The organism is Arenibacterium halophilum, assembly GCF_005938225.1.
Lineage (GTDB): Bacteria > Pseudomonadota > Alphaproteobacteria > Rhodobacterales > Rhodobacteraceae > Arenibacterium > Arenibacterium halophilum.
Window position 1 is genome coordinate 435,283 of the sequence record NZ_VCPC01000003.1, and the last position, 17,989, is coordinate 453,271.

At 64.6% G+C, this 17,989-nt stretch carries 15 protein-coding genes; 11 read left to right on the forward strand and 4 right to left on the reverse strand.

Annotated features, from left to right (window positions below):
- Positions 1 to 23 precede the first annotated feature (23 nt).
- Positions 24 to 977 (reverse strand): hydroxymethylglutaryl-CoA lyase, encoded by a 954-nt coding sequence (locus tag FGK64_RS15300; RefSeq protein WP_138864700.1) that lies wholly within the window; start codon positions 975 to 977, stop codon positions 24 to 26.
- Positions 974 to 2,152 (reverse strand): CaiB/BaiF CoA transferase family protein, encoded by a 1,179-nt coding sequence (locus tag FGK64_RS15305; RefSeq protein WP_138864701.1) that lies wholly within the window; start codon positions 2,150 to 2,152, stop codon positions 974 to 976. The genes FGK64_RS15300 and FGK64_RS15305 overlap by 4 nt, the downstream gene beginning before the upstream one ends.
- 90 nt (positions 2,153 to 2,242) lie before the next feature.
- Here FGK64_RS15305 and FGK64_RS15310 point away from each other — a divergent pair, with 90 nt between their 5' ends.
- From FGK64_RS15310 to FGK64_RS15360, 11 genes are all read left to right on the forward strand, one after another.
- On the forward strand, positions 2,243 to 3,178 hold the full coding sequence (locus FGK64_RS15310) for a LysR family transcriptional regulator (RefSeq protein WP_138864702.1): 936 nt from the start codon (positions 2,243 to 2,245) through the stop codon (positions 3,176 to 3,178).
- A 129-nt stretch (positions 3,179 to 3,307) separates the two neighbouring features.
- The gene (locus FGK64_RS15315) at positions 3,308 to 4,369 is read left to right on the forward strand and encodes a Hint domain-containing protein (RefSeq protein WP_138864703.1); all 1,062 of its coding nucleotides are present in this window, start codon (positions 3,308 to 3,310) and stop codon (positions 4,367 to 4,369) included.
- A 255-nt stretch (positions 4,370 to 4,624) separates the two neighbouring features.
- Positions 4,625 to 5,245: a 30S ribosomal protein S4 gene (gene rpsD / locus FGK64_RS15320; protein WP_138864704.1), complete on the forward strand. Its 621-nt coding sequence runs from the start codon at positions 4,625 to 4,627 to the stop codon at positions 5,243 to 5,245.
- 149 nt (positions 5,246 to 5,394) lie between these two features.
- Entirely contained in the window at positions 5,395 to 5,763 is a 369-nt protein-coding gene (locus FGK64_RS15325; RefSeq protein ID WP_138864705.1) for a hypothetical protein, read from the forward strand.
- A gap of 138 nt (positions 5,764 to 5,901) precedes the next feature.
- On the forward strand, positions 5,902 to 7,320 hold the full coding sequence (locus FGK64_RS15330; protein WP_138864706.1) for a homospermidine synthase: 1,419 nt from the start codon (positions 5,902 to 5,904) through the stop codon (positions 7,318 to 7,320).
- A 117-nt stretch (positions 7,321 to 7,437) separates the two neighbouring features.
- Positions 7,438 to 8,520 (forward strand): histidinol-phosphate transaminase, encoded by a 1,083-nt coding sequence (gene hisC, locus FGK64_RS15335; protein WP_138864707.1) that lies wholly within the window; start codon positions 7,438 to 7,440, stop codon positions 8,518 to 8,520.
- Positions 8,517 to 9,449, forward strand: a complete 933-nt coding sequence (locus tag FGK64_RS15340) for a prephenate/arogenate dehydrogenase family protein (RefSeq protein WP_138864708.1) — start codon at positions 8,517 to 8,519, stop codon at positions 9,447 to 9,449. Before hisC ends, FGK64_RS15340 begins: the two co-directional genes overlap by 4 nt.
- Positions 9,446 to 10,222 (forward strand): extensin-like domain-containing protein, encoded by a 777-nt coding sequence (locus FGK64_RS15345; RefSeq protein ID WP_138864709.1) that lies wholly within the window; start codon positions 9,446 to 9,448, stop codon positions 10,220 to 10,222. The genes FGK64_RS15340 and FGK64_RS15345 overlap by 4 nt, the downstream gene beginning before the upstream one ends.
- A gap of 4 nt (positions 10,223 to 10,226) precedes the next feature.
- Positions 10,227 to 10,754 (forward strand): gamma-glutamylcyclotransferase, encoded by a 528-nt coding sequence (locus FGK64_RS15350; RefSeq protein ID WP_138864710.1) that lies wholly within the window; start codon positions 10,227 to 10,229, stop codon positions 10,752 to 10,754.
- Positions 10,755 to 10,835: 81 nt separating this feature from the next.
- Entirely contained in the window at positions 10,836 to 12,032 is a 1,197-nt protein-coding gene (locus FGK64_RS15355) for a biopolymer transporter ExbB (RefSeq protein WP_138864711.1), read from the forward strand.
- Between the two features lie 3 nt (positions 12,033 to 12,035).
- On the forward strand, positions 12,036 to 14,606 hold the full coding sequence (locus FGK64_RS15360; protein ID WP_138864712.1) for a peptidoglycan -binding protein: 2,571 nt from the start codon (positions 12,036 to 12,038) through the stop codon (positions 14,604 to 14,606).
- Here FGK64_RS15360 and FGK64_RS15365 read toward each other — a convergent pair whose 3' ends face one another.
- Positions 14,607 to 15,560: a M23 family metallopeptidase gene (locus FGK64_RS15365; RefSeq protein ID WP_138864713.1), complete on the reverse strand. Its 954-nt coding sequence runs from the start codon at positions 15,558 to 15,560 to the stop codon at positions 14,607 to 14,609.
- Between the two features lie 67 nt (positions 15,561 to 15,627).
- Positions 15,628 to 17,949 (reverse strand): ATP-dependent Clp protease ATP-binding subunit ClpA, encoded by a 2,322-nt coding sequence (gene clpA, locus FGK64_RS15370; protein ID WP_138864714.1) that lies wholly within the window; start codon positions 17,947 to 17,949, stop codon positions 15,628 to 15,630.
- Positions 17,950 to 17,989 lie beyond the last annotated feature (40 nt).

Consider the following 17,989-nt stretch of genomic DNA (forward strand, 5'->3'; position numbering starts at 1 on the left):
TTTTCCTCCCATGACACGGTGGTTCAAACGGCGGGGCCGGCGGCCCAGCTTGCGTTATTCGGTGGTCCGGCGCGCTTCAGCGCGCCGTGAAATGTTTCGTCGGGAATCGCGGCCTCTGCAATGGCGCGTGCGCGGCCCAACGCCGCCAGGTCCACCCCGGTGCTGTATCCCATGGTTTCCGCAAGAAATACAATGTCTTCGAACACCACGTTGCCGGTGGCGCCGGGGGCGAAGGGGCACCCGCCCAGCCCGCCCAGCGAGGCGTCGATGACCCGTGCGCCATTGTCCAGCGCGGCGGCGGCATTGGCGACCCCCATACCGCGCGTGTCATGCAGGTGGATGATGAACGGCCTGTTGCCGCACAGCTTTTCCATCCGAGCGCACAGCGCCCCCACGGCGCGCGGCCCGGCGTAGCCAACCGTGTCGGCCAGCCCCACGATGTCGGCGCCCGCGTCAAGGCAGGACTCGGCCAGTTTCAGCACCTCGTCATGACCCACGTCACCGGCCAGCGAACAGCCCAGCGCCATCGAGATGCCGGCGTTCACCAGTTTCGCGGGCGCCTGCGCGTCGCGTTGGGTTGCGACATGGCGCACCAGTTCGATGGCCTCAGCACGGCTGCGGCGCATGTTGGCCTGGCTGTGCGCCTCGGTGGCCGAGACCACGCAGACCAGCTCGTCCACCTCGGTCCGCAAGGCGCGCTCTGCTCCGCGCTCGTTTAACGTAAGCGCCGCGGAGTGGGCATTCAGCGCGCTGGCGGCAGCGATCATGTCGTCAATGTCCGCGAATTGCGGAAACCGCGCGGCGGGCAGGAAAGACCCAACCTCAAAATGGCGCACCCCGGCGGCAACCTCGGCGACCAGCCAGTCGATTTTTTCCTGCGTGGTGGGGGGCGCTTTCACCAGTTGCAGCCCGTCGCGCAGTCCGACCTCGCGCAGGGTCACGCGGTCAGACGGGTAGATGGCGGCGATCCGGCTCATGCGGCCTCTCCGGTGGCGGCGGCAATGCGGGCGGCGTCATAGCCCAGCGATGTCAGGACATCTTGCGTATCGGCGCCTTGGGCCGCGATATCCAGCCCGGTCGGGGCGACGGCGCCGTCGTCCACCTCGAACGGCATGCCGGGCGCGCGATAGGTATCGCCCTCGGGCAGGGTCGAGGTGTAAAGCCCGCCGGGCCGGTTCACATGCGGGTCGTCATACATTTCCGCCGGGCGGTGGATCGGCGAAAACGGGATCCCGGATTGTTCGAACACCGCGATCAGATCGGCAAAGCTGCGGCCCCGGACGGCTTCGGCGACGATGGGAACGGTCCAGTCGCGGGCATTTATCTGATCCATGCGCGTCTGCAGGCGCGGATCTTCCAGAAGTTGCGTCAGCCCAAGGATGTTGCACAGGGTCACCCACTGGCCTTCGGTCACCGCGCCGATGAAGATCTGCCGGTCCTCGGAGGTTTCGAAGATATCGTAAACGGGCCAGGAAAATTCGCGTTCGGGCATCGGCGGGGCCTCGCGGCCTTCGATGTCGAATTGCACCATATGCTGTGACACCAGGAACAGGCAGTTTTCAAACAGCCCGGTGCGCAGCGCATGGCCCTTGCCATCCTTGCCCCGCTGCACCAGTGCAGCCAGCACCGCAAAGGCGCCGAACAGCCCGCCCATGATGTCATTGGCCGAAGATCCGATCCGCAGCGGCCGCCCGGTGGGGCCGGTCATATAGGCCATGCCGGTCATCATCTGCACCACCTCGTCCATCGCGGTGCGATCCTGATAGGGGCCTTTCAGGAACCCCTTCAGCGACGACACGATCAACGACGGATAGCGCGCCCGCAGTGCATCGGGGGCAAACCCCATCTTGGCAAGGCTCTGGTCACGGAAGTTTTCGACAAACACATCGGCTGTCGCCAGCAGGTCGTGCAACGCGGCTTTGCCTGCTTCCGTCTTCAAATCGAGGGTGATGGATTTCTTGCCGCGGTTGAAGGTGGGATAGAAGCCGCGCCCCATGCCTGTCAGCGCGCGCGTTTTGTCGCCCTCGGGAGGTTCGACCTTGATGACTTCGGCGCCCAGAAAGGCAAGGAACATACCGCAGGACGGGCCCATGATCATGTGGGTCATCTCGACAACGCGAAGCCCCGCGAGCGGTCTGAAATCTTCTGTCATGTGGTCTGCTCCTCCGTTGTGGCAAACCATAGCCAAGCGATGCCGCCCGGAATACTATAATGTTTCGAAGCAACCGTTCTGGATTTTAGAATGCTCGACTCGCGTCAGCTCCATTACTTTCTGGCAATCTGCGAACAGGGATCGCTGGCGGGGGCATCGGACCATCTGCGCATCGCGTCTTCGGCGCTAAGCCATCATGTCACCCAATTGGAACAGCACATTGGCACGCCGCTGTTCCGCCGCAAACCGCGCGGGATGGAACCGACGGCGGCAGGGCTACGCCTGCAAGAACACGCACGCGGCATCATGCGCGCCATTGCCGCCGCCGAGACCGACCTGCGCGACAGCGCGGGCAAGGTGTCTGGTCCGGTGTCGGTGGGCATGTCTTTTTCGGCGGTCAAGGCCATTGGCGTGCCTTTTATCACGCGGGTCACGCAGACCTATCCCGATGTGCAACTGGCGCTGACCGAAAGCCTGTCGGGCACGCAACTGCCGCACCTTCTGGCGGCCGATGTCGACATGGCGCTGGTCTACAATCCGCCCGGAAATCTGGGGATCGAAACGCTTCCGGTGCTGGAAGAGCGCATGGTCTGCGTCGGCCATCGCGATCTGATCGGCACAAGCGATGCGCCGATCACCTTCGACGAGCTGCTGGAGTTGCCACAGATCCTTCTGCGCCAAGGGGTCTCGGCCCGCGCGATCCTGGACGATACCACGCTGTTGAAGCGCATCGAGTCCCGCGCCCGGTTGCAGATGAATTCGATTCAGGCCATCGCCGGTGCGATCGAGGCGGGGCTGGGCTGTATCATTGGCACACGGCTGTTCATGCACGACCAGTTGGAACGCGGACAGGTCCGCGCCCGGCCCATCGTCTCGCCCGAGCTGTCGCGGCGGCTGTACCTGTGCCGCATGGCGAACCGCCCGCCGACCTATGCCTCGGAAGCGCTGGCGCAAGAGCTGCTGACACAGGTCCGCATGGCTGTAACCGAGGGCCGGTGGGAGGCGCAGCTGCTGTTCGACGGGTGAGACATTTGCGCCACGCTTGACGCGCGGGGCAGGGTAGGGCCAGCACAACGGCCTTCAACATGCGGGTCGCGCTGGATAATCTGCGCCCAGCTATAACAAAAACTGGCAGGCATACGGGCAGTCGGGCAGATGGGAACGGGCTTTCGCGGCGCGTTCGTCCTGTCCTGGTCGCAAACGGAATTGGACGGTCTGGACGCTGCACCTGTGGGATCGCTGCAGGTGGGGGCCTCTTGGGCGTGGCGCGGCGAAGCCGTGCGGATCGACGGACCTAACGACGTGTTTCGACCGGATCGGGCGAACGAAGACACCGACTTGCGGCGCCGCGCGGCGCGCAAGGTGGGTCGGCTGTTGGGTGCTGTCGCCCGCGATCAGGGCGCCCGCCCCCCGGTGGACGAAACCGAGCGCGGGCTGTTCGACGAGACCTTCTTTACCGTGACCAACGGCGCGCGCAGCTATCGCGTTACGTTGATCCCGCTGGGCGGGTCACAGCCGCCACTGCTGATGTTTGTCGGCGACCCGCCGCCGCGCGAGACCGAGCTTTGGGTGGTGGAACGCCATCTGCCCGCGACCGCACCTGCGCAGCCTGATGGCGGCGTGATTTGTTTCACGCCGGGCACACTGATCGCGACAGACAGGGGGCTGCGTCCGGTCGAGGTGCTTGCAGAGGGCGACCGCGTGCTGACCCGCGACAACGGCCCGCAACAAGTGTGCTGGGTCGGGGCGCGGCGCATGACAGGCGCGCGGCTTCACGCGCTGCCGCATCTGCGCCCCGTGCGCATCGGCCCCGGCGCCTTTGGGATAGAGCGCCCCGATCAGGAGTTGCTGGTGTCGCCGCAGCATCGCCTGCTGGTGCGCGGGCCGGCGGCGCGGGCGTTGTTCAACACGCCAGAGGTACTGGTCGCCGCCCGCGATCTTGTGAATGACACGACGATCACGGTGCAAAGCGATCTGCGCGCGGTGACCTACGTGCACCTGCTGCTGCCCAGCCATCAGGTGATCTGGGCCAATGGCGTCGAAACCGAGAGCTTTCACCCCGCCAGCGCCGATCTGGGCACGCTGGCCGATGCCGACCGCGCCCGCCTGCTGGCGCTGCTGCCCGAAGTGGCGGAAGACCCGCACAGCTATGGCGGCTATGCCAGGCGCAATCTGACCCGCTCGGAATCGGCGCTGCTGCACCACGGTGCGGCCTAGGCGCCGTCGAATCACGTTGACACCGCCCCGCCCCCCACTATAAGCGCCCCCTCATTGGTGTTGGTGGCCCCCGCAAGGGGATGCCTGTCACACCGGCCGCCGGGAAACCGGTCCGGTGGAAGGACAACGCCCTTCATAGCCGCGTCGGGTTTGACGGGTTGCCACGGGTCCGGTCGCAGGCGCGACCATCATCCCGAAAAGTGGGAACCGGTTTTCGGATCAGATGATGGTGCACATAAAAGAAGGAGATCAGCCGTGACCAAACGCACGTCTGCCAAGTACAAGATCGACCGCCGCATGGGCGAAAACATCTGGGGCCGTCCGAAATCCCCGGTGAACCGCCGTGAATACGGCCCCGGCCAGCACGGTCAGCGCCGCAAGGGCAAACTGTCGGATTTCGGTATCCAGCTGCGCGCCAAGCAGAAGCTGAAAGGCTACTACGGCGACCTGACCGAGAAACAGTTCCGCCGCATCTATGGCGAAGCCGAGCGTGTGAAGGGCGATACGGGTGAAAACCTGATCGGCCTGCTGGAACGCCGCCTGGACGCCGTCGTCTACCGCGCGAAATTCGTTGCCACCATCTTTGCCGCACGCCAGTTCGTGAACCACGGCCACGTCAAGGTGAACGGCCAGCGCGTGAACATCGCGTCCTACCGCGTGAAAGAAGGCGACGTGATCGAAGTGCGCGACAAGTCGAAGCAGCTTGCCGTCCTGCTGGAAGCCACCCAGCTGCCCGAGCGTGACGTGCCCGACTACATCGAAGCCGACCACTCGAAAATGACCGCGACCTTCGTGCGCACCCCCGGTCTGGGCGATGTGCCCTATCCGGTGATGATGGAACCGAACCTCGTCGTCGAATTCTACGCCAAGAACTGATCCGAACCGTTTCGGATCGTGTTTGGGCCGCGCCTTCCCGGGCGCGGCCTTTTGCATTTCTGCGGCAATGTGCCGCCGAACGCGATGGGTCGGGGAACGCCGCGGCGGGCAGGGGGTTGAGCCTTGGTATTCCCTTGAAAGGACAGCTCATGCGACTTCTGCTTTGCCCGGCCCTTGCCATTGCGCTTGCCAGCGCCGCCAGCGCCCAGACCGCCCAGCAACCCCTGATCGAAATCGACGACGATGTCATGGTGCCGGGGTTCGAGATGACTGCCGACACGCTGGACGATCTGGATGTGACCGATCCGGGCGGTATCGTGATCGGCGAGGTCGAGGAGGTGCTTGGCACCAGCGCCGACATGCCAAGCGCGCTGGCCATCGATTTTGACGACAGCCAGACCGATTTCGGCGACGACGACCGCGTCGTGAACCTCGATCAGGTCGAACTTGCCAATGGCGCGCTGGTGCTCCGGATGCCGGCGACCGGTATCCTCGAGTTGCCAATCTGGGGCGATTGATCGACGATTGACCCTATTCGTCAACGCAGGGTCGCCCGCGCGGCCCTGCGTCCTTTTGCAAGGGGGCGTGCGATTGACCGGCGCAGGGCGATCCTCCACTACTGGGGCAGCCCGCGCTGCCGCGCACAGGAGGCATGAATGACCAGCTATCCCACCTATGGCCGCATCGACGGCCCCATCGTCATCATCGGGTTCGGATCGATCGGGCGGGGCACGCTGCCTCTGATCGAGCGTCATTTTGATTTCGATGCCGATCAGCTTGTGGTGGTGGAACCGAACGGCGATGTCGCCAATTTCCTGCACCAGCGCAAGATCCGCCATGTGCAAGAAGCGGTGACGCGCGAGAATTATCGCAGCCTGCTGGGCGATCTGTTCAAAGGCGGGCAGGGGTTCTGCGTGAACCTCAGCGTCGATACCTCGTCGCTGGACATCATGAAATACTGCCGCGAGCTTGGTGTGCTGTATATTGATACGGTGGTCGAACCCTGGGCCGGGTTCTATTTTGAAACGGCCGAGAACGCCGAGCGTACCAACTATGCCCTGCGCCAGCGGGTGCGCGATGAAAAGGCCGCAAACCCCGGCGGCACAACGGCGGTGTCCTGCTGTGGCGCAAACCCCGGTATGGTCAGCTGGTTCGTGAAGGAGGCGCTGTTGACGCTAGCGCGCGACACCGGCGGCGATGCCACACCGCCCACCGATCGCGCGGGTTGGGCCGGGTTGATGCAATCGCTGGGCGTCAAGGGCGTCCACATCGCCGAGCGCGACACGCAGGCGCGCCGCACGCCGCGCCCGCGCAACGTCTTCGTCAACACCTGGTCGGTCGAGGGTTTCATCTCGGAAGGGTTCCAACCGGCCGAACTGGGCTGGGGCACCCATGAAACGTGGTTCCCGGAAAACGGGCACAGCTATGACATCGGCTGTCAGGCGGCGATCTGGCTGGAACGCCCCGGGGCCATCACCCGCGTGCACACCTGGTGCCCCACGCCGGGGCCGCAGTTCGGGTTTCTTGTGACCCATAACGAGGCAGTATCGATCAGCGACTATTACACCGTCGGTCAGGCCGACGCGCCCGATTACCGTCCCACCTGCCACTATGCCTATCATCCCTGCGACGATGCGGTCCTCAGCCTGCACGAGATGTTTGGATCAGGCATCCAGCAGACCAAGCACCACATCCTTGAACCCGACGAGATCGTCGAGGGCATCGACGAGTTGGGCGTGCTGCTGTTCGGCCATGAAAAGAACGCGCTGTGGTATGGCTCGCGCCTGTCAAATGCTGAGGCGGTGGAACTGGCGCCCTATCAGAACGCGACCGGCCTTCAGGTCACCAGCGCGGTGCTGGCGGGCATGGTTTGGGCGCTGGAAAACCCCAAAGCCGGCATTGTCGAGGCGGACGAGATGGACCACGCCCGCTGTCTTGAGGTGCAGCGCCCCTACCTGGGCCCGGTCGAGGCGCATTACACCGATTGGACCCCGCTGCAGGACCGGTGGGAGCTGTTCCCGGAAGACATTGACGAAAGCGACCCCTGGCAATTCCGCAACGTTCTGGCGAGTTAGCGCCAACACGTCACCGATGTGCCGCGCATCCGCCCTGCATGGCCGGGGCGCTGCACTTTGGGCTGGCTTTGCCGTGGGCGCGATTCTAGAACCGCCCGGAACATGGGGAAGCCAACGATGACCATCGCACCTCAGCCCGGGATCCTGAACATCGCTTTGTACCAAAGCGGTGCCAGCAGCATCGACGGCGTGTCGAACGTGCTGAAGCTCAGCTCGAACGAAAATCCGCTGGGCACCTCGCCCGCAGCGGTCGAGGCCTACCAGCGCGCCGCGCATCAGCTGCACCGCTATCCGGGCACCGATCACGCTGCGTTGCGCGGTGCCATCGGCGAGGTGCACGGGCTGGACCCCGAGCGCATCATTTGCGGCGTCGGATCGGACGAGGTGTTGCAATTCATCGCTCAGGCATATGCCGGTCCGGGGGACGAGGTGATCGTGACCCAGCACGGGTTTTCGATGTACCCGATCCTGGCCCATGCGGTCGGCGCGACCCCGGTCGAGGTGGCCGAGCGCGAGCGTGTGGTCGATGTCGATGCCATTCTGGCCGCCTGCACCGACCGGACGCGGATCGTGTTCATCGCCAACCCCGCCAACCCGACCAGCACCATGATCGGTGAGGCTGAAACCCGCCGTCTGGCCGAAGGGTTGCCCGAAAAGGCCGTGCTGGTGCTGGATGGCGCCTATGCCGAATTTGTCGAAGGCTTCGACGGTGGGGCCGGTCTGGTTGACGACTACCCCAACGTCGTGATGACGCGGACGTTTTCCAAGATCTACGGGCTGGGCGGGCTGCGCATCGGCTGGGGCTATGCCCGGCGCGAAGTCATCGACGTGTTGAACCGGCTGCGCCAGCCGTTCAACCTGTCGGCAGGCCAGATGGCCGCGGCCGAGGCCGCGGTCCGCGATCTGGCCTTTACCGAGAAATGTCGCAGCGAAAACGCCCGCCTGCGCCACTGGCTGTCCGAGGCGCTGGCCGAGCTGGGCGTGCCCACCGATACCTCGATGGCAAATTTCGTGCTGGCGCGTTTTGCCAGCCCGGCCGAGGCCGACGCCTGTGACGCGCACCTGAAGTCCGAAGGGCTGATCGTGCGCCAGACCGGCGGTTACCAGCTGCCCCAGTGCCTGCGCATCACCGTGGGCGATGAAATCGCTTGCCGCCGGGTCGTGGCGGCGGTCAAGGGCTTCAAGGCGGCGCAGGGATGACGGCACCGGTTTACGAGAAGGTCGCGCTGATCGGGCTGGGGCTGATCGCCTCGTCGATGTTCTGGGCGATGAAGCGGCACGGCAATCTGGCAGGCACCGTTGTAGGTTACGCCCGGTCGGACGCCACGCGCGACACCGCGCGCCGCATCGGGCTGTGCGACACCGTCTGCGATACGCTGGCCGAGGCGGTCGAAGGCGCCGATCTGGTCGTGCTTTGCGTGCCCGTCGGCGCGATGGAAGCGGTTGCGCAGGACATGGCCCCGCATCTGAAACCGGGCTGTACCGTGTCCGATGTGGGATCGGTCAAGCGTGACGTGATCCGCTCGGTCGGGCCGCACCTGCCCGAGGGAGTCGTGTTCATTCCGGCGCACCCCTTGGCGGGCACGGAACATTCCGGCCCCGAAAGCGGCTTTGCCGAGTTGTTCGACAACCGCTGGTCGCTGCTTGTGCCTGCCGACGCCGAGGTGCCCGAGGAAGACATGGCACGGTTGCGCGCGCTGTGGGAAGGCATGGGCGCCAATGTCGAGGTGATGGACGCCGACCACCACGATCTGGTGCTGGCCGTCACCAGCCACACGCCGCACCTGATCGCCTATACGATGGTGGGCGTGGCCGATGATCTGCGCCGCGTGACCGACAGCGAAGTGGTGAAATACTCGGCTGCCGGGTTTCGCGATTTCACCCGGATTGCCGCCAGCGACCCGACGATGTGGCGCGACGTGTTCCTGACCAACAAGGACGCGACGCTGGAGATTCTGGGCCGCTTCACCGAGGAACTCTTTGCCCTGCAACGCGCGATCCGCACTGGCGATGGGGATCTGCTGTTCGACTATTTCACCCGCACCCGCGCGATCCGGCGCGGCATCATCGACGCGGGGCAGGACACCGCCGCCCCCGATTTCGGGCGTAGCCCGCGCAAGGCCACATGACCCGGCTGGGCGCGATCCTGTTACTGGCGCTGCCGATGGCGGCGATGGCCAGCGCGCCCGATACCTCTCCGCGTCCGCAGACACGGCTGGACACGCCCGCGCCTGCTGTGCAGGCGATCCGCCCCAATCCGCGCCCACAGTCGGAGCAGATGGCCGCGATGGCGCGCGCGGGCAGCCTGCCTGTCACCGGGCCCGATGCCTCGGCTCGCCCCGGGTTGCGCCCGCCCGAAGTGGTCGAAGAGGCGCTGTTCAAGCGGCGCAAGCTGCGCAAGGGCGCCGTCTGCGGCGATCTAGACATCCAGGGCGAAGAGGCGGGGCCTGTGCCGGGGCGTATTTCAGGATGTGGGATCGACGGCGCGGTGCGCGTCACCTCGGTCTCGGGGGTGCGGCTCAGCCAGCCCGCGCTGATCAACTGCCCCACGGCCAAGGCGCTGAACAAATGGGTGCGCAAGGGTGTGCAGCCCGCCTTTCGCAAACGCGTGGTCGAGCTGCGCGTCGCGGCGCACTACGCCTGCCGCCCGCGCAACAACCAGTCGGGCGCGAAAATCTCGGAACATGGGCGCGGCAACGCCATCGACATCTCGGGCTTTGTGCTGAAAAGCGGTGAAATCGTCACCGTGCTGAACGATTGGGGCCGCCGCGCGATGAAAAAGGCGCATCGTACCGCCTGTGGCCCGTTCAGCACCGTGCTAGGCCCAAACTCTGACCGGTTCCACAAGGACCACTTTCACCTTGATACCGCGCGCCACCGTGGCGGGCCCTATTGCCGGTGACGATATGACAATGTGGGTTTTTGGATACGGTTCCCTGCTGTGGAACCCGGGGTTCGACCCGGCTGAATCGCATCTGGCGCGGTTACCCGACTATCACCGGTCGTTCTGTATGCGCTCGATCCACCATCGCGGAACCGAGGACGACCCGGGGCTGGTGCTGGCGCTGGACGCGGTCGAAGGCGCATCCTGTCAGGGCCTCGCGCTGGCCGTGCGCGTGGGCGAAGAGGCGCAGGTGCTGCAGATGCTGCGCGAGCGCGAGCTGATATCCTCGGCCTATCTGGAAAAAGATCTGGATGTTGACCTGACCGATGGCCGGACGGTGACCGCCGTGACCTATGTGATCGACCCGGCCCATGTGCAATATTGCGCGCTGGATCTGGAAGAACAGGCCCGGATCATCGCCCGCGCGGTGGGTGGCCGGGGGCCGAATACCGAATACCTGTTCAACACGGCGGCCCATCTTCGAGGCATCGGGCTGGCCGATCCCGATCTGGACTGGCTGACTCAACGGGTGCGCGCGCTGACGGCTTAACACGGGCGCATAAACCCTTGGCGTTATGCGCAATCTTTCTATAGGCTCGGCCCCGAGCAGAGACCGCGGGAACCACAGCGCATGGCGCAACACGATACCAAACAGCGTCCGCAATTTTCACAGCCGTTCCGCCAGATCCTGTCGATGGTCATCGTGCTGGGGCTTGCATCGGCGGCGGCCTTCGTGGCGCTGCCCAGCGTGCTGCCCGTGTTCCTGGCCAACCTCTACCTGAACGGGTTCATCGCCTTCGTCTTCCTGCTGGGGGTCTTCGCCTGTTTCTGGCAGGTGCTGCAACTGATCGGCTCGGTCCGGTGGATCGAAACTTTCGCGTCGGGCGAGACTGACACCACCAACGTCCCGCCCCGCCTGCTGCTGCCGCTGGCGCAACTGCTGCGCTCGCGCGGGGCGCGGATGCAGCTGTCGTCGTCGTCCACCCGCTCGATCCTCGACTCGGTCGCAACCCGCATCGACGAAGCGCGCGAGATCACGCGCTATATCGTCAGCCTTTTGATTTTCCTCGGGCTTCTCGGCACCTTCTACGGCCTCGCCACCACGGTGCCGGCGGTCGTCGACACCATCCGCAGCCTTGCCCCACAAGAGGGCGAAGAAGGCATTGCGGTGTTCAACCGCCTGATGACCGGGCTCGAGGCGCAGCTGGGCGGCATGGGCGTGGCGTTTTCGTCCTCGCTGCTTGGGCTGGCCGGGTCGCTGATCGTGGGCCTGCTGGAACTGTTCGCGGGCCACGGCCAGAACCGATTCTACGGCGAACTTGAGGAATGGCTGTCCAGCATCACGCGCATCGGCTTTTCCTCGGGCGAGGATGGCGGCGTCGATACCAACGCCGTGTCCGGCGTGATGGACCACATGGCCGAGCAGATGGAAGCCCTGCAACAGATGTTCACCCAGTCCGACGTAGGCCGCGCCGCCGTCGACCGCAAGCTGGGTGATCTGGTTGATGCGATCACCGAAATGAACGCGCGGATGGATCAATCCGACAGCATTGCCGCCGCGCTGGACCGCGTGGCCGTGGGGCAGGACACGCTGATCGAAACGCTGCGCGAACATGGCGGCGGCGATGGCATGGATGCCGAAAGCCGGATGCGCCTGCGCTCGATCGACGTGCAGATGCTGCGGATACTGGAAGAAATCTCGGCCGGGCGGCAGGAAAGCATGGCCGAGCTGCGCAAGGATATCGAACTGTTGGTCAAGGCGCTGGCGCGCCCGCGCGGCGCCGACCGCCCGCGCAGCCAGCCCGCAACCTCCACCGGAAAGGACTAGGTCATGGCGCTGTCACGGCGCACCGGACAACGGTTCCAGGGGGCAATCTGGCCCGGGTTCGTCGATGCGATGACCGGCCTGCTTCTGGTGCTGATGTTCGTTCTGACCATCTTCATGGTGGTGCAATTCGTGCTGCGCGAAACCATCTCGGGCCAGGAAACCGAGCTGAATAATCTCTCCGATGAAATCGAGGCGCTGGCCAATGCGCTGGGCCTGGAAGAACGCGAAAGCAACCAGTTGCAGGCCCGGCTGGGCGCGCTCAGTTCTACGCTGCGCGACACGCAGACCGATCTGGGGGCGGCGCAGGCGCTGGTGCAATCGCTGACCGAAGAACGCGATCAGCAGGACGCGGCCCTGGCCGAGGCGCGCGGCCAGATTACCGACTTTCAGGCGCAGGTGGCGGCGCTGATGGCCGATCAGGCCGATGCGCGTGACACGATCGCCGCACTGGAACAGGATCGCGACGATCTGCGCGGGCAAAGAGAGGACTTGCTGACCGAGCAGGAAGCGCTGAACGCCGCGCTGGCACGTTCGCGCACGGAAATTGACGCCCAGACCGAGGCCGCCCGCCTTGCCGCTGCCAAACGCGAGGCACTCGAGGCGTTGGTGGCCGACCTGCGTCAGGAAAACGCCGAGGCGGCGGACCGCACCGCGCAGCTGGAAAGTGACCTGAGCGATGAAGAAGCCGCCCGGATCGCCGAAGCCGCCGCCGCCGAAGCTCTGCGCGAACGCCTTGAAGACGCCGATGCCGAGCTGACGGCGATGACGATGCAACTGGAACGACAGCGGCAAGAGGCCGAAGATACGCTGACCCTTCTGGCGGCGGCAGAGGCGGCCAACAAGGATCTCGACATCAAGCTGGCCGAGGCGCTTGAACTTTACGGAACCGCGCAGGCCGACGCAAAAGAACGCGATGAACTGGCCGAACGGTTGACCCGGGTGCTGGCCCAGATGGAGGCCACGCAATCCGAGTCGGAACAGTCGATGGCCGCGATGGAGGCCGAACTGGCCCGCATCCGCACCGACGCACAGCGTAGTCGTGACACGCTGTCGGCTGAACTGGCCGAGGCGCGGACGGCAGCTGCCGCCGACCGGGACACGCTGGAATCCGAGCTGGCGACGGCTCGCGCACAGGCGGCCGCAACTCAGGCGGCCTTGGAACAGCAATTGACGGCTGCGCGGGAAGATGCCGCGCAGGTCCGCGCGACGCTGACGGATGAACTGGCCCGCCAGCGGGCGCAGACGGTTGAAACGCAATCGCAATTTCAGACCGAACTGGCGCGCCTGCAATCCGAACATGCCGATGAGCGGAGCCAGCTAGAGGCTGACCTCGCTCAGGCCCGCGCCGATGCCGAAGCCGCGCGGCAGGCATTGGAAACGGAACTGGCCCAAGCCCGGGCACAGGCCGAAACGACCCGCGCCGGGTTGGAAGATGAACTCGCCAAACTGCAAGCCAATGCCGAGGCCCGCACCCGGGCGCTGGAAGAGGATTTGGCAAAGGCGCGCGCCAAGGCCGAGGCCGATCTAGCCATCGCCCAACAAAAGCTGCAGGCGGCAGAAGCCAAGCTGCGCACCGCCGAGGCCCGCGCAAATACCACGGCGCAAGACAGCGCAACCGTCGAAGCGCGGCTTCTCGCGGCGCTCGACTCGCTGGAACGCGCGCAGGCGGCGGCAACCGATCGCGACCTGCTGCGCTCACGCCTGATGGCGGCGCTGGCGGAAAAGCAGAAGGCTGAAACCGGCGCGGCAGAACAGATGGACCTGGCCGAACAACGCGCGCAACTCCTGGCGCAGGCCCGTGCATCGCTGGCCGACCAGAAAGAGATTTCCGCCAAGGCCCAGCGCGAAACCGCGCTGCTCAATCAGCAGGTCGCCGCACTGCGTGACCAGCTTGGGCAATTGCAGGCCCTCCTGGACGATGCGCAAACCCGCGATTCCGCCGCCAAGGTGCAGATCCAGTCGCTTGGGTCCGATCTGAACGCGGCGCTGGCCCGCGCGGCTTCGGAAGAACGCAAACGCCGCCTGCTGGAAGAGGCCGAGCGCAAGCGGCTTGAGGAAGAACGCGCCAGGCTCGCCGCCGAGGCAGAGGCGCTTCGCGGCCAGACGCAGGATCTCGAAAAATACCGCTCGGATTTCTTCGGACGCCTGCGCGACCTGCTGGGAAATCAGGAAGGCGTGCGCATCGAAGGCGACCGGTTTGTCTTCTCGTCCGAGGTGCTCTTTGCCCCGGCCAGCGCCGATCTGTCGCCCGACGGGCAAGAGGAAATCGCCAAGGTCGCGCGTATTCTGCAATCCATCGCGGCCAGTATTCCGCCTGAAATCAATTGGGTGATCCGGGTCGATGGCCATACCGACAACACGCCGCTGGGCGGGTTCGGCAAATACACGGACAACTGGGAACTCAGCCAGGGGCGGGCGCTTTCGGTGGTGAAATACATGGTGAACGCGCTGGGAATCCCGCCCGACAGGCTGGCCGCCAACGGGTTCGGGGAATACCAGCCGATCAGCACCGCCGATACGCCCGAGGCGCGCGCCCAGAACCGCCGGATCGAGCTTAAGCTGACCGAAAAATAGTTAAGGGATCGTTGCCGAAACCTCTCGCGTTGCCACGATGCGCCCGTCCCGTTCCAGCGTGACAGTGCCGACGTAAGTCCCGGCAGGCCAGCGCGTGGCGGTCAAGCGTTTGCCAGAGGCGCGGAAGTATCGCGCCTGAGCTTTGTCTACCGTTGCGCGTTGCGAGGACACTGGGCCCTCGGGGCCGATGATTTCCAGCAGCATCACGTCTCCGGGCGCACCGCCAAAGGCAAAACCGAATAGCACCAGCCCACCCGCCGTGGGCGTCAACGCCTGCTGTGCGGCAGTGCCCTCCTGCACGGCGTCATAGGCTGGCACGGAGGGGGCGAACCCCGCGTCAAGCAGGCCGGTGCCTTCATAGGGCAGGGAGGGTTGCCACATCTGTTCGCCATCCTCGCAGGCATCGGTCAGCTGCGCATCGAATGGGTCTACCACCGCACCATCGCGGCGCACCGACAGATGCAGGTGCGGGAATTGGGTCAGCCCACTCAGCCCGATCTGGCCGAGAATATCGCCCCTGCCGACACGATCCCCCCGCTGAACCCGCACCGAACCCTGCCCCATGTGGCAATACTGCGTCTCGAATCCGTCGTCGTGGCGCAGCACAACGCCATTGCCGCATTCGCGCCCTTCGGTTTCAGCGGCTTGGTCCGCTTGGAACAGCCTGTCTGCCATATCGTTGCGGACGCCGGCCACGATCCCCGGTGCAGCGGCCAGAACGTCAACGCCCGCTTCCATCTGTGCCAGCGTCGCAAGCGCAAAATCGGTGCCCTTGTGGCCGTCGTAGCTGAGCAAGCCACAGGCAAAATCGTGGGCGCCCGGACCCGGGTCACGGTCAACATATTGTTGAATATGACAGGTTTCGCCCAACTCGCAATCAACGGGCAAAGACAACGACAGCGGGTCGGCCGCCAGAGGACTGGCCAGCACTATGGCGGCTAGAATGTATCGCATAGCGGGCCCTTCACGTGAAAACGCGAACGGGGCGCCACATGGGCGCCCCGCGATACTCTGCCTTAAATCAATCCGCTGTCAGAAGCGGTGGTTTATTGCCCGACAGCCGCGGATTTTCCGGCCCTTCGATCCGCAGATCGATTTCGCCATCCTTGACGCCAACTTTGACAACGCCACCTTTCACCAGCTTGCCGAACAACAGTTCCTCGGCCAGCGGCTTCTTGATGTTTTCCTGGATCACGCGGCCCAGCGGGCGCGCGCCCATCTTGTCGTCATAGCCCTTGTCTGCCAGCCATTCGGCGGCGGGACGGGTCAGTTCGATGGTCACGTTACGGTCAAGCAGCTGCGCCTCAAGTTGCAGCACGAACTTCTCGACCACCTGCAGGATCACAGATTTCGGCAGCGGCGCAAAGGAAATCACCGCGTCCAGACGGTTGCGGAATTCCGGCGTGAAGGTGCGTTCGATCGCGGCGGTATCTTCGCCTTCGCGACGGTCGCGGCCAAAGCCGATGGCGGCCTTCGCCTGTTCCGTCGCCCCGGCGTTCGACGTCATGATCAGCACGACATTGCGGAAATCCACAGTACGGCCGTTGTGATCGGTCAGCTTGCCGTGGTCCATCACCTGCAGCAGGATGTTGTAGACATCCGGGTGCGCCTTTTCCATTTCGTCCAGCAGCAGCACGCAATGCGGGTGCTGATCAACGCCATCGGTCAACATGCCGCCCTGATCAAACCCGACATAACCCGGAGGCGCGCCGATCAGACGCGAAACGGCGTGTTTCTCCATGTACTCCGACATATCGAAACGGAGCATTTCCACGCCCAGTACATCCGACAGCTGCTTGGCGACCTCGGTCTTGCCGACGCCGGTGGGTCCTGCGAACAGGTAGTTGCCGATCGGCTTTTCGGGTTCGCGCAAACCGGCGCGGGCGAGTTTGATCGCACTGGCCAGCGCCTCGATCGCCTTGTCCTGACCGAAGACCACGCGTTTCAGCGAGCCTTCGAGATCTTTCAGAACCTCGGCATCGTCCTTGCTGACGTTCTTGGGCGGAATGCGCGCGATCTTGGCGACGACATTCTCGATCTCTTTGGTGCCGATGGTCTTGCGGCGCTTGGATTCGGCTACAAGGTGCTGCGCGGCCCCCGCTTCGTCGATCACGTCGATGGCCGAGTCCGGCAGCTTGCGATCATTGATATAGCGCGAGGCCAGTTCCACGGCGGTTTTCACCGCGTCGGCGGTGTATTTGACGCTGTGATGATCCTCGAAGTAGGGTTTTAGCCCTTTCAGGATCTTGATCGTATCCTCGACCGAGGGTTCATTCACGTCGATCTTCTGGAACCGGCGGCTCAGCGCGCGGTCCTTCTCGAAGTGCTGACGGAATTCCTTGTAGGTGGTCGAACCCATGGTGCGCAGCTTGCCGCCCTGCAGAGCAGGTTTCAGCAAGTTCGAGGCATCCATCGCCCCGCCAGAGGTTGCGCCCGCGCCGATCACCGTGTGGATTTCGTCGATGAACAGGATCGCGTCGCGGTGGTTTTCCAACTCGGACACAACGGCCTTCAGCCGTTCTTCGAAATCGCCGCGATAGCGGGTTCCGGCCAGCAGCGCGCCCATGTCGAGTGAGTAGATCGTTGTTTTAGACAGCACTTCGGGGGTTTCCCCGGCCACGATCTTGCGCGCGAGGCCTTCCGCGATGGCGGTCTTGCCCACGCCCGGGTCGCCCACCAGAAGCGGATTGTTCTTGCGGCGGCGGCATAGCACCTGGATGCAGCGTTCCACCTCGGACTCACGGCCGATCAGCGGGTCAATGTCGCCCTCGCGCGATTTTGCGTTCAGATCGACGCAGTACTTCGACAGCGCGCTTTCCTTCTGCTCGCCCTCGGTCACGCCTTGGGTCGACTCGTCCGGCTCGGGCGCGCCCGAAACGGGGCGGCTTTCACCAAAGGCCGGATCCTTGGCCACGCCATGGGCGATGAAATTCACCGCGTCATAGCGCGTCATGTCCTGTTCCTGCAGGAAGAAGGCGGCGTTGCTTTCGCGTTCGGCGAAAATCGCGACCAGAACATTGGCGCCGGTCACTTCGGTGCGGCCCGAAGATTGCACGTGGATCGCCGCGCGCTGAATGACTCGCTGGAAGGCGGCGGTTGGAACCGCCTCGGAGCCATCGATGTCGGTGACAAGGTTCGACAAGTCTTCGTCAACGAATTCGACCAGCGTAGCGCGGAGTTCGTCCAGATCGACGCTGCAGGCTTTCATCACGCGGGTTGCGTCGGGTTCGTCAAGCAGCGCCAGCAACAGATGCTCCAGCGTCGCAAATTCGTGGCGCCGCTCATTCGCCAGCGCAAGCGCCGAATGAATGGCCTGTTCCAGAGTGCTCGAGAATGAAGGCACGATGCGTGCTCCTCTTATTTGGGCTGGTGGAGGGAGGTCC